Origin of the sequence: Bradyrhizobium sp. (genome assembly GCF_049691595.1) — a bacterium.
Lineage (GTDB): Bacteria > Pseudomonadota > Alphaproteobacteria > Rhizobiales > Xanthobacteraceae > Bradyrhizobium.
The window spans coordinates 1-12,544 of record NZ_JBAVNZ010000661.1; the positions used below are offsets into that span (position 1 = coordinate 1).

At 64.3% G+C, this 12,544-nt stretch carries 11 protein-coding genes and 1 pseudogene; 9 read left to right on the forward strand and 3 right to left on the reverse strand.

Annotation, left to right across the window (positions count from 1 at the left end):
• Nucleotides 1-56: 56 nt before the first annotated feature.
• The 8 genes from WCE35_RS26515 (at nucleotide 57) to WCE35_RS26550 (ending at nucleotide 9,457) form a co-directional block, all read left to right on the forward strand.
• Entirely contained in the window at nucleotides 57-1,724 is a 1,668-nt protein-coding gene (locus WCE35_RS26515; RefSeq protein WP_424596281.1) for a bifunctional metallophosphatase/5'-nucleotidase, read from the forward strand.
• A 99-nt stretch (nucleotides 1,725-1,823) separates the two neighbouring features.
• Nucleotides 1,824-2,750, forward strand: coding sequence for a histone deacetylase family protein (locus WCE35_RS26520; protein ID WP_424596271.1), 927 nt, complete (start codon nucleotides 1,824-1,826; stop codon nucleotides 2,748-2,750).
• Nucleotides 2,751-2,824: 74 nt separating this feature from the next.
• Nucleotides 2,825-3,076, forward strand: a complete 252-nt coding sequence (locus WCE35_RS26525; RefSeq protein ID WP_424596272.1) for an exodeoxyribonuclease VII small subunit — start codon at nucleotides 2,825-2,827, stop codon at nucleotides 3,074-3,076.
• Nucleotides 3,077-3,212: 136 nt separating this feature from the next.
• Nucleotides 3,213-4,511, forward strand: a complete 1,299-nt coding sequence (locus WCE35_RS26530) for a hypothetical protein (RefSeq protein WP_424596273.1) — start codon at nucleotides 3,213-3,215, stop codon at nucleotides 4,509-4,511.
• 350 nt (nucleotides 4,512-4,861) lie between these two features.
• Nucleotides 4,862-6,787, forward strand: a complete 1,926-nt coding sequence (gene dxs / locus WCE35_RS26535) for a 1-deoxy-D-xylulose-5-phosphate synthase (RefSeq protein WP_424596274.1) — start codon at nucleotides 4,862-4,864, stop codon at nucleotides 6,785-6,787.
• Between the two features lie 117 nt (nucleotides 6,788-6,904).
• Nucleotides 6,905-7,468 carry a nucleoside 2-deoxyribosyltransferase gene (locus tag WCE35_RS26540; protein WP_424596275.1) on the forward strand — a complete coding sequence of 188 codons (564 nt, stop codon included), beginning with the start codon at nucleotides 6,905-6,907 and terminating at the stop codon, nucleotides 7,466-7,468.
• A gap of 2 nt (nucleotides 7,469-7,470) precedes the next feature.
• Complete coding sequence (locus tag WCE35_RS26545) at nucleotides 7,471-8,226, forward strand: TlyA family RNA methyltransferase (protein ID WP_424596276.1); 756 nt, start codon at nucleotides 7,471-7,473, stop codon at nucleotides 8,224-8,226.
• Entirely contained in the window at nucleotides 8,219-9,457 is a 1,239-nt protein-coding gene (locus WCE35_RS26550; RefSeq protein ID WP_424596277.1) for a class I SAM-dependent RNA methyltransferase, read from the forward strand. Before WCE35_RS26545 ends, WCE35_RS26550 begins: the two co-directional genes overlap by 8 nt.
• A gap of 3 nt (nucleotides 9,458-9,460) precedes the next feature.
• Here the strand turns inward: WCE35_RS26550 and WCE35_RS26555 are convergent, their stop codons facing one another.
• The gene (locus WCE35_RS26555) at nucleotides 9,461-10,312 is read right to left on the reverse strand and encodes a DUF1194 domain-containing protein (RefSeq protein WP_424596278.1); all 852 of its coding nucleotides are present in this window, start codon (nucleotides 10,310-10,312) and stop codon (nucleotides 9,461-9,463) included.
• A gap of 306 nt (nucleotides 10,313-10,618) precedes the next feature.
• On the opposite strand from WCE35_RS26555, the pseudogene clpS reads away from it, so the two are divergent.
• Nucleotides 10,619-10,923: pseudogene (gene clpS, locus WCE35_RS26560) on the forward strand (ATP-dependent Clp protease adapter ClpS).
• A 27-nt stretch (nucleotides 10,924-10,950) separates the two neighbouring features.
• Here the strand turns inward: clpS and WCE35_RS26565 are convergent.
• Together WCE35_RS26565 and WCE35_RS26570 are read right to left on the reverse strand one after the other, a co-directional pair.
• Nucleotides 10,951-12,135 carry an adenylate/guanylate cyclase domain-containing protein gene (locus WCE35_RS26565; RefSeq protein ID WP_424596279.1) on the reverse strand — a complete coding sequence of 395 codons (1,185 nt, stop codon included), beginning with the start codon at nucleotides 12,133-12,135 and terminating at the stop codon, nucleotides 10,951-10,953.
• A 49-nt stretch (nucleotides 12,136-12,184) separates the two neighbouring features.
• A partial coding sequence (locus WCE35_RS26570; protein ID WP_424596280.1) for a chorismate synthase occupies nucleotides 12,185-12,544 on the reverse strand: 360 nt, incomplete at its 5' end.

Consider the following 12,544-nt stretch of genomic DNA (forward strand, 5'->3'; position numbering starts at 1 on the left):
CGGATCATGATCCGAGCCTTCGCGAAATTGTCGCGCCGGCCGGTTATTGTTGTGTCATGAAAGATACGCATTACCAGATCCTGTCAGCCTTGACGTTGCTGGCGGCGCTCACATCGTCATGCCCAGCCCAAACCGCCGCGCCGGTGGAGTTGCGGATTCTCGCGATCAACGATTTCCATGGCAACCTTCGCCCGCCGCCGGGCGGAATCAGGATCGCCGATCCCGACGACAACACCAAAAAGATCGTGGTGCCGGCGGGCGGCGCCGAGCATATGGCGACGCTGGTCGCGCAGCTCCGGCAGCGCCACAACAACAATATCTTCGTCGCCGCCGGCGATCTGATCGGCGCCAGCCCGTTCTTGTCGGCCATGTTCCATGACGAGCCCACCATCGAATCGCTGTCGATGATGGGGCTGGCGCTTTCCTCCGTCGGCAATCACGAATTCGACGAGGGCAAGGACGAATTGCGGCGGATGCAGAATGGCGGCTGCCACCCGACCGACAAATGCCAGGGGCCGCATCCGTTTGCCGGAGCGAAATTCCATTATCTCGCCGCCGGCACGATCGACAAAGGCACCGGCAAGACCCTGTTTCCCGCCTATGAGGTCAGGGAGTTCGAGGGCATCCCGGTCGCCTTCATCGGCCTCACCCTGAAGGCAACGCCGAACATCATCTCGCCGCCAAGCGCGGCCGGTCTCGCGTTCCGTGACGAGGCCGAGACGGTGAATGCGCTGGTTCCCGAATTGAGGGGCCGCGGCGTCGAAGCCATCGTCGTGCTGATCCACGAGGGCGGCACGCCGACCGGCGACTATAATGAATGCCCCGGCATATCGGGCGCGATCGTCGACATCGTCAAGAAGTTCGACAAGGCCGTCGACGTCGTGGTCTCCGGCCACACCCACCAGGCCTATGTCTGCGAGATCGACGGCCGGCTTGTCACCTCAGGCGACAAATACGGCACGCTGGTGACCGCGATCGACCTCAAGCTCGACCCGGTCACGCGCGATGTCATCAGCGCCAAAGCCGACAACACCATCGTTCGCACCACCACCCTGGCCAAGGATGCAGGGCAGACCGCGCTATTGGATTCCTACGACCGGTTTGCCGCGCCGCTCGCCAACCGTCCGGCGGGATCGGTGACAGAAACGCTGTCGCGCACGCCCAACCAGGCCGGCGAGAGCGTGCTCGGCGATATCATCGCCGACGCCCAGCTCGCCGCGACCAGCTCCGGTTCCAGCGGCGGCGCGGTGATCGCCTTCACCAATCCCGGCGGCGTGCGCATCGACATTCTGAAGAAGGACGACGGCGCGGTCAGCTATGCCGATCTGTTCGCGAGCCAGCCATTCCGCAATCAACTGGTGACGCTGACACTGAGCGGAAGGCAGATCAAGGACCTGCTGGAGCAGCAATGGCTCGACCCGAAGCGGCCGCGGATCCTGCAGGTGTCGAAAGGTTTTGCCTATGCCTGGGACGGCACGAGGCCGGACGGCGATCGCATCGTCGCCGGGCGGATGTCGCTGAACGGACAACCGATCGATCCCGCGGCGAGCTACCGGGTGACGGTCAATAATTACCTCGCCGTCGGAGGCGACGGCTTCACGGTGTTGAAGGAGGCAACGGCGCAGCAGTTCGGCATCTACGACATCGATGCGCTGGATGCTTATTTCCGTTCCAACAGTCCGGTCGGACCCACCGCGGGCAATCGCATCGTCCGCATCAACTGAGCCGCAAGGCGCCATCCGCGGCGCGGCCCTTTCCGAGCGGGCGATGTCGGCCTAGATTAGGGCCCCCTCGCATGCGCATCGAATGCGCCCGGATATTGCATGACGCTGCTTCTGACGCATCCCGCCTGCCTCGACCATCTGACGCCGCCGGGCCACCCCGAGCGCCCGGACCGGCTGCGCGCGGTCGACCAGGTGCTGGCGCAAGAGCGCTTCGGCGGCCTCGTGCGCGGCGAAGCCCCCGAAGGCAATCTGGATTCCGTCATGCTGTGCCACGGCGAGCATTATGTCGGGGAACTGCGGCATATAGCCCCGACCAGCGGGCTGATCTACATCGATGGCGACACCTCGATGTCGCCGGGAACCTGGGAGGCGGTGATGCGCGGCGTCGGCGGCGCGGTTGCGGCGACCGACGCCATCATGTCCGGCGCACACAACAATGCGTTCGTCGCGGTGCGCCCGCCCGGCCATCATGCCGAAGTCAGCAAGCCGATGGGTTTTTGCTTTTTCGACAACGCGGCGATCGCCGCGCGCCACGCCCAGCGCAAATACGGCATCGGTCGCGCCGCCGTGATTGATTTCGACGTCCATCATGGCAACGGCACCCAGGATATTTTCTGGGCCGATCCGACCGTGATGTATTGCTCCACGCACCAGATGCCGCTGTTTCCCGGCACCGGCGCCAGCGGCGAGCGCGGCGAGCACGACACCATCGTCAACGCGCCGCTCGCGCCGGAAGACGGCAGCGCCAAATTCCGCGCCGCGTTCGAAAACCTGATCCTGCCGCAGTTGCAGAAGTTCGGCCCCGAGTTCGTCGTCATCTCGGCCGGCTTCGATGCGCATTATCGCGATCCGCTGGCCTCGCTCAATCTCAAGGCCGACGATTTCGGCTGGGTCACGCGCAAATTGATGGACCTGGCGGAAGGAAGCGCTGGCGGCCGGGTGGTCTCGGTGCTGGAGGGCGGCTATGATCTGCAAGGGCTGCAGGAGTCGGTGGCCTCGCACGTCACCGCATTGATGGGTGCGTGAATTCCGGCCACAATGGGCCCGCGAAAATTCGTTTTGATTCTGCGCCAGCGAACCGGCGCATACGGGAACGCAATATGGCCGAAAATACCCAGCTGGACGTCGGGAAGCTGAGCTTCGAACGTGCGATCGAGGAGCTTGAATCGATCGTCAAGCGGCTCGAGGACGGCAAGGTACCGCTTGAGGAATCGGTCACGATCTACGAGCGCGGCGAGGCGCTGAAGCGGCGCTGCGAGGAGCTGCTGCGGCAGGCGGAAGCGCGCGTCGACAAGATCACCACCGACGCCAACGGCCAGGTGACCGGGACCGAGCCGCTCGACGTTCAGTAGCGCCCGAGAACGCGACCGTACGCGGAACAATCGAGAATATCGGGCGAATTTGGCGCTCAGGCCCCACCCTCGGCCGAAATAGCTCTTGGCGTGTCATACGGCCTGATATAGTCCCGCCGTCATCCGGGGATCGTACGTGCGCGTTCAGCACCGCCATATCATCTATATTCAGGGATACGACCCGCGCGGGCTGGCGCAGTATTACCGCATGTTCAGGACCGAACTGCGGAAGTTCAGCCAGCTCTATCAGCTTTCCGCCACGATGAGCCGCCCAAAGGGCACCCCCGATGCCGAGATGGCGTCCTGGACCATCGAGACCCAGGCCGACGACTGGCAGACCCGCACCAGCTACGATTTCCTGCGCTTCGAGGACTTCATCCAGCGTGACCTCGCTTCCCCGATCTGGCGCACGGTTTTCCATGCGGTGTGGATCTATTGGCGGCTGGTGTTATCAGGCACGATTGCGCGGTTTTGGCGGGCGAACTGGCGGTTCGCGACCTTCATCACCTATCCGCATTTTCTCCTGCTGCTGGAAGCGCTGTGCGCGGCTGGCCTCGCCTTGGCGTTTGAAAGGGGTCTGGACGCGTTCGGCATGCCCGGCCCGCTCCGCATCGTCGCGGCCGCCGCCGTGTTCGTGGCGGTGCTCGGCGCCGCATTGAAATACACGGAAAACCAGACCTATCTGCTCTATGTGCTGTCGGACACGATCTGGACCTGGGAGTTTTCCCACCGTCAGCGCCCGGAATGGGACCAGCGCATCGACCGCTTCGCGCAACACCTCGTCGATATCGCGCGCTCCGGCGAGGCCGACGAGATCGTGATTGTCGGGCACAGTTCGGGATCGTTCCTGGGCACCGAGATGCTGGCGCGGGCGCTGGAACTCGATCCGGCGCTCGGACGCCACGGACCGCGCATCGTCCTTTTGACGATCGGCGGAAATTTTCCGATCGTCGGCTTCCATGCCGTCTCGCAGCCGTTCCGCGATCATCTGCGGCTGCTGGCGGTCGAGCCTTCGATCGACTGGATCGACTGCCAGTCGCGCAAGGACGTGATGAATTTCTATCCGTTCGATCCGATCGCCGGCCACGACATCGATCCCGGCGAACAACGGCGCAATCCCAGGATCGTCTCGGTCCGGTTCCGCGACATCATCAAGCCGGAACATTACAACGTCTTTCGCTGGAAATTCTTTCGAGTCCATTTCCAGTTCGTGATGGCCAACGAACGGCCGCACGCCTACGATTTCTTCATGATCGTCTGCGGCCCGATTCCGCTGACCGAACGCATGGCGGTCCCCGACGCCGCGCTGGCGGTTGCGACGGGCGACCCGGCCACCCGCGAATGGGCCTGGAAACGGATCGAGTCCGCCAAAGCCGATCACGCCAATGCCGCCGATTTGGCCAAAATGGAGACTTCCGCACGCCGCAGCGGTTGAAAAATCGAGGTTTTTCAAGCCTGCCCCGGCAAGCCCCGCCCGTTCAGCGGGTTGGCTTTGGCGGTCGCTTTGGTGTAAAGCTTGCGGTTCTATGGGCTGTGGAGAGCGGCCTGCCGCTCGTTTCAGACCGCAACAAGCTCTTCAAATGGCTAAGGAAAAACTGACCGGGAAGGGTGAAGCTACCAAAGTGATGCATATCACTTGGTGCGATCCGGAGTGCATCTAGGTTTTCAGATCAGGCACCGGCTTGCCAAGCTGGCTCCCGGCGTCTGGATTTTCACTGCGCAGTCGATGCGCGACCCATGTCCCGTCGGGCCCCTCGCCCCGACATGCAAAATTGGATTATCGCTGTGACCACATTTAGCAAGACGCCGCTCCTCGACACCATCCGCACGCCGGAAGATCTGCGCCGGCTCAAGATCGATCAGGTGCGGCAGGTCGCCGACGAGCTGCGCCAGGAAACCATCGACGCCGTTTCCGTGACCGGCGGTCACTTCGGCGCCGGCCTCGGCGTCGTCGAGCTGACCACGGCCATCCACTATATCTTCGACACGCCGCGGGACCGTCTGATCTGGGACGTCGGCCATCAGGCCTATCCCCACAAGATCCTGACCGGCCGCCGCGACCGCATCCGCACATTGCGCACCGGCGGCGGATTGTCCGGTTTCACCAAGCGCACCGAGAGCGACTACGATCCGTTCGGCGCCGCGCACTCATCGACCTCGATTTCCGCAGCGCTCGGCATGGCCGTGGCGCGCGATCTGTCCGGCGGCAAGAACAACGTCATTGCCGTGATCGGCGACGGCGCGATGTCTGCCGGCATGGCCTATGAGGCCATGAACAATGCCGGCGCGATGAATTCGCGCCTGATCGTCATTCTCAACGACAACGACATGTCGATCGCCCCGCCGGTCGGCGCGATGTCGGCCTATCTGTCGCGGCTTTACTCCGGCAAGACCTACCGTTCGCTGCGCGAGGCCGCCAAGCAGCTCGGCAAGCATTTGCCGAAGGCGATCGCCGATCGCGCCAATCGCGCCGAGGAATATTCCCGCGGCTTCATGGTCGGCGGCGGCACGCTGTTCGAGGAGCTTGGCTTCTACTATGTCGGTCCGATCGACGGTCACAACCTCGACCATCTGCTGCCGGTCTTGAAGAACGTGCGCGACATGGAGGCCGGCCCGATCCTGCTTCACGTCGTCACGCAGAAGGGCAAGGGTTATCCGCCCGCGGAAGCCTCGGCCGACAAATACCATGCCGTGGTCAAGTTCGACGTCGCCACCGGCGCGCAGGCCAAGGCGAAACCGAATGCGCCGGCCTACCAGAACGTGTTCGGCCAGAGCCTCGTCAAGGAGGCCCAGAAGGACGACAAGATCGTCGGCATCACCGCGGCGATGCCGTCGGGCACCGGCATCGATATCTTCAACAAGGCCTTCCCCAAGCGCACCTTCGACGTCGGCATCGCCGAGCAGCACGCGGTGACGTTCGCGGCCGGCCTCGCTACCGAGGGCTACAAGCCGTTCTGCGCGATCTATTCGACCTTCCTGCAGCGCGGCTATGACCAGGTGGTTCATGACGTCGCGATCCAGAGCCTTCCGGTTCGTTTCGCGATCGACCGCGCCGGCCTGGTCGGCGCCGACGGCGCCACCCACGCGGGCTCGTTCGACAACGCCTATCTCGGCTGCCTGCCGAATTTCGTCATCATGGCCGCTTCCGACGAAGCCGAACTGGTGCACATGGTCGCCACCCAGGTTTCGATCAACGATCGTCCGAGCGCCGTGCGCTACCCGCGCGGCGAAGGCCGCGGCGTCGAAATGCCCGAGGCCGGCATTGCCCTGCAAATCGGCAAAGGCCGCATGGTCCGTCAGGGCAACAAGATCGCGCTTCTGTCATTCGGCACGCGTCTCGCCGAATGCGAAAAGGCCGCCGACGAACTCGCGGCCCACGGCCTTTCCACCTCCATCGCCGACGCGCGCTTCATGAAGCCGCTCGATGTCGATCTGGTGCTGAAGCTGGCGCGCGACCACGAAGTCCTGCTCACCATCGAGGAAGGCGCGATCGGCGGCTTCGGCTCGCATGTGATGCAAACGCTGGCCGAGCACGGCATGCTCGACGGCGGCTTGAGGATGCGGGCAATGGTGCTGCCCGACGAATTCCTCGACCACGACACGCCGAATGAGATGTATGCCCGCGCCGGGCTGGATGCCAAGGGCATCGTCGCCAAGGTGTTCGAGACGCTCGGCAAGGATTTCAAGGCCGAGACCGTCAAGCTCGCCTGAGATCCGGCGGCCGGCGTGTAGTGTTTTCGAGCGAAAGCCTGCCCCGGACCTGATCCGGGGTGGCGACCGGTTCGCAGAAGGAAAACGCGGCAAAAAAACATCAACGCCGGTGATCCCATGAAAATCTATCTGGCAGGCCCCGATGTGTTCCTGCCGGACCCGATCGGTATCGGGAGGCGCAAGGCCGATATTTGCGCGCGACACGGCGTGAGCGGCCTTTATCCGCTCGACAACGCGGTCGATCCGTCGGCCGGCGATGCGTCGCTCCGAATCTTCAAGGCCAATGAGGCGATGATGGATGCAGCCGACGCTGTGATCGCCAATTTGACGCCATTCCGCGGCCCGAGCGCCGACGCCGGCACCGTCTACGAACTCGGCTACATGGCGGGCCGCGGCAAGCTGTGCCTCGCCTATAGCAACGATCCGGCGCCCTATGCCGAGCGGGTCGCGCGATCCGGCAACGTCACGAAATCCTCGAATGGCCGCCTGATCGACCAGAAGGGGCTCGCCGTGGAGGATTTCGGCTGGTCCGATAACCTCATGATGATCCACGCGCTCGATCTGCATGGCTGTCCGCTGCTGACGCCACCGCGGGCGCCGGCGGATATCTGGCATGATCTTACTTCGTTCGAGGCCTGCGTCCGTCTCGCGGCCGAACGCGCGACGAGCAGATCGAGCTGACATTGGCGAACAAGGACAGCACCGAAGTGTTTTCGCGCAAGCGCGCCGACGTGCTGCTGGTCGCGCGCGGCCTGTTCGAAAGCCGGGCCCGGGCGCGGGCCGCGATCGAAGCCGGGCTGGTCGTTGCCGACGGCAAGCCGGTCCTGAAAGCATCGGAAACCATCGCAGCCGATGCCGCGTTGTCCGCGCAACCCGCGCATCCCTTTGTCTCGCGCGGCGGCGTCAAGCTGATGGGCGCGCTGGAGCAATACCCTCTCGACATCGAGGGCCATGTCTGCCTCGACGTCGGCGCATCGACCGGCGGCTTCACCGAGGTCCTGCTTGCCAACGGCGCCAGCCTGGTCTTTTCAATCGATGTCGGCCGCGGCCAGTTGCATCATTCGCTGCGCGACCACCCCAAAATCGTGTCGATGGAAGCGACCGATATCCGCACGCTCGAAGGCAGGCGCCTGCCCGCCCGGCCGGATGTCGTCGTCATCGACGTCAGCTTCATCTCGCTGAAAGCCGTGCTGCCGGTGGCGTTGTCGCTGGCGGCGGCGCCGATGCATCTCCTGGCGCTGATCAAGCCGCAGTTCGAGGCGGAGCGAAAGCATTCCAGGCGCGGCATCATCCGCGACGCAACGGTGCATCGGCAAGTCTGCGACGACATCGCTTCGTTCGCGGCTGCGCAGGGATGCACGGACATCCGGGTATTTTCCTCGCCGATATCGGGCGGCGACGGCAACCTCGAATTCTTCATCGGTGCGCGCCGTGGCTGAACGTCTCACGATCGATCATGTCGGTCATTTCGGCGACGGTGTCGCCCTCGCCGGCGGCGGGAGCGTCTATGTGCCGTATGCGCTCGGCGGCGAGACGGTGGAGGTGGCGCCGGTACCGGGCCATCCCGACCGCCGGCGCCTGCTGCGGGTCGAACAGGCGAGCCCCGAACGGGTAACGCCGTTCTGCCCGCATTTCGGAATCTGCGGCGGCTGCGCGATCCAGCACTGGGAAACCGAACGCTACCGCGCCTGGAAGCGCGATCTCGTGGTCGGGATGCTGGCACAGGCGAAGCTCGCCTGCGAAGTCCATCCGCTGATCGATGCCCACGGCCGCGGCCGCCGGCGGATCACCCTCCACGCCCGGAGGGGCACGCACGAAGTGCTCAAGGTGGGTTTTTCCGCCGCGAATTCCCACGACATCATTCCGGTCGATCGCTGTCCCATTCTCGATCCCGGCCTCGCCGGCGCGCTCGATGCGGCGTGGGCGATCGCCGAGCCGCTGATACCGACCGGAAAGCCGCTCGACATCCAGATCACGGCCACAGACAGTGGCCTCGACGTCGACGTGCGCGGCTCCGGACCGCTGTCCGCAAGGACCATCGCGACGCTGTCGCGCGTGGCCGAAGCGCACCACCTGGCGCGGCTGACGCGCCACGGCGAACTGGTGCTGATGCGCGTTCCACCGACGATCACCGTCGGCACGGCGCAGGTGATCCTGCCGCCGGGATCGTTCCTGCAGCCGACCGTCGCCGGCGAGGAAACGCTGGCTAAGCTGGTGAGCGGACATTGCCAGCGCGCGAGAAATATCGCCGACCTGTTTTGCGGGGTCGGTCCGTTCGCGTTGCGGCTGGCGGCGACGTCGCGGATTTCGGCGTTCGACGGTGACGCCGGCGCGGTCGCAGCGCTGCAGAAAGCCGCAACATCGACGCCGGGATTGAAACCGGTCAAGGTCGAGACCCGCGATCTGTTCCGGCGCCCGCTGATGCCGCAGGAACTGCGCGACTACGATACCGCGGTGTTCGACCCGCCGCGGCAAGGCGCGCAGGCCCAGGCAACGCAGCTTGCAGCCAGCAAAATTCCGACCGTGATCGCGGTATCCTGCAATGTCACGACATTCGTTCGCGATGCGCGAATCCTGATCGATGGCGGCTATGAGATCAAAGGCGTCACGCCAGTCGACCAGTTCCGCCACACACCGCATGTCGAACTGGTGGCGCGGTTCGTCCGATAGGGATTATCGTCCCCAGCGGTCCTGCCAGATTTTCTCGCCGATCAGGCAACTGACCCGCGGCTCCTTCTCGGCTACCGGCACGACCGGGCGCGCCGGCCTGAGGCCCGCGACTTCGAGCAGTAGTTTGGTGCGGATCGCTTCCTTGAACTTGTCGCGATCCTTGATCGTCACCACGAAGGAACCGGGACCGCCGATCACGCAGTCCTCGTAATAATAGTCGAGATTGTCGATATCCATGGTGGAATAAGACGGCTCCTTCACCATGATCGGCAGGCCGTTGATGATGATGCCCTTCTCCAGCGCGGCATCGCGGGCGGTGACAACCGGCATGCCGTTGTTGTTGGGCCCGTCACCGGAAATATCGATCACGCGCCGAAGGCCGCGATGCGGGTTCTCGTCGAACAGCGGCATCGCAAAATTGATCGCGCCCGAGATCGAGGTGCGCGACGCGCGGCGGATCGGGGTCTTCATGATCTCGCTGGCAACGGCATCGGCGGTCTCGGGGCCGTCGATCACCCGCCAGGGAATGATGATCTTCTGGTCGCTGGAGGCCGCCCACTCGAAATAGGTCACCGCGATCTTGCCGTTCGGACCGGTTTTCAGCGCCTGCAAGAACTCCTTGGAGACGATGGCCTGCGCATAGCCCTCGCGCTGGATCGCGAGTTCGTCCATGTCCATCGAATAGGAGACGTCAACGGCAATAACCAGTTCGACATCGACCGACGGGTTGGTTTCCTTCTCGGTCAATCGCTGGCCAGGCTGGCTCGCCGGATTGGGCGCGGCAATACCCGCCACATCGCCGCTGGCCAGCACGCCCGCGACAAACACAACTCCGATCGAGACATACCAGCGCATCGCGGCCCTCCCGTCGCAGGAATGCAATCGTGACACGCAAAGTGCGCCGCGCAAAGCGCGAACCTCTCCTGTCCTTCACATTCAGGTTAACCCGGTCACTCGCCTGCCAAAGGAGCAGCGCGGAACTCGGTGAACCCGGCGCGTCCGCGGTGGCCTGAAACTCTCGCGAAACACCCCGGTTTCAGGACCGGCCGGAAGCCTGTAAACTGATCGAGACCGCCGTCGGCCGCGGCGATCAGTGAAGGACGCAGCGGATGGCTGCGCCGGCTGATCCCGTTGCGGCGCCGTTAAGGAGACGCCGCTGGGATGATCGACACCGTCACCAAGCCGAAAACCAGGGTCAAGACCAAGGTCGAACGGCCGCGCCTGCACAAGGTCATCCTCGTCAATGACGATTTCACCCCGCGCGAATTCGTCGTCACCGTCCTGAAGGCGGAATTCCGCATGACCGGAGACCAGGCCCACAAGGTCATGATCACCGCCCACCGCCGCGGCGTGTGCGTGGTCGCGGTCTTCACCAAGGACGTCGCCGAGACCAAGGCCACCCGCGCCACCGACGCCGGCCCGCCAAGGGCTATCCGCTGCTGTTCACCACGGAACCGGAGGAATAGCGCGAAGACGAAAGCTCCTCGGAGATTTCAGGCCACCGAGGTTTCGTCGAGCAGGCCGTAGACGCGCTCGGCTTTCGAAAAGCCGGATATCGGGAACTCGCCGAGATCGCTCCACCCTTCCCGGCAAAAGCCAGCGAAGCTTTCCGACGCCACGATCGTGCGATTGAGGCGGCCGGCGATCTTCTCCAGCCGCGCTGCCAGATTGACCGCGGGACCGATGCAGGTGAAGTCGAGCCGGTTGCCGCCGCCGATATTGCCGTAGAGAATCTTTCCGACATGCAGCGCGACCCCGAAGCGGAAGCGCTCGACGGTTTCGCCGATCGGGTATTGCATCGCCTGCACGCTGGCGCGCGACTCGCGGGCGGCTTCAAGCACCTGCGAGCAGACCTGCTGGATATCGCCGTCCTGCGCCTCGATCGGAAACACCGCCAGCAACCCGTCGCCCATGAACTTCAGCACTTCCCCGCCATGCGTTCTGATCGACGACACCTGGCAATCGAAATAGCCGTTGAGGATGTCCACCACGGTTTCGGCCGGCAGCCGGTCGGAGAGCGCGGTGAAGCCGCGCAGGTCCGACAACCAGATCGCGGCATGCATCGTATCGGTATGACCGCGGCGGATCTGGCCGCCGAGAATTCGCTCGCCGGCGCGGTTGCCGACATAGGTATCGAGCAGGTTCGCAGCGGTGCGGCGCAGGTTGATAATCTCGACAATCCGCGCCAGCGGCGTCACCAATGCGCGCAGGTAGGCAAGCTGTTCATCGCTGAACCCTGCCGGTTGCCGCGTGGTCCAGCTCGAGGAGTGAACGATGCCATCGGAAAAAATCAGCGGCAGCGCAATGTAGTCGGTGACGCCCTCCGCGCGCATGTCGTCGAAAAACGGAAAGCGCCTGCTCTCGGGATCATCCAGCCGGAATCGTACCTCCTGCTCCTTCTCGTACAGGATCGCCAGCGGACTCCGCCTGAATTCCGGGGACTCCGGGGCGTCGAAATCCGCGCTGTTGACGACGACCTCGGCGCCGGGCCGCCAGATGAAGCTGAGGCCAAAAATATCGGGGCGCAACGTCCGAACGAACACGTTCACGCGCCATAGCGGCATGCCTGCCTGGACCAGGCGCTCGCAGGATTCGGCCATCATCCGCCGGGGATCGGCCGCCGACCGCGCGCCGCCGATCAGCCAGTCGGTGAGTTTGTGCAGATCCGAAGCGTTCATCACGGCACCCAAGGCAAAAGCCGAAGTCAGGTACCCGGCAATATAGGCGCTAGCCGCCGACCTGTCCGCGATGCCGCAGGAAATGATCCGCCAGCACGCAGGCCATCATGGCCTCGCCGACCGGCACGGCGCGGATGCCGACGCAGGGATCGTGACGGCCTTTGGTCACGATATCGGTCTCGGCGCCCTGGCGGTCGACGGTGCGGCGCGGCGACAGGATCGAGGATGTCGGCTTCACCGCAAAACGCACCACCACCGGCTGGCCGGTCGAGATGCCGCCCAAAATGCCGCCGGCATGGTTGGACAGGAACCGCGTGCCGTTGTTGCCGGTCCGCATCTCGTCGGCGTTTTGCTCACCCGACAGCTCCGCCGCGCCAAAGCCGGCGCCGATCTCGACGCCCTTCACCGC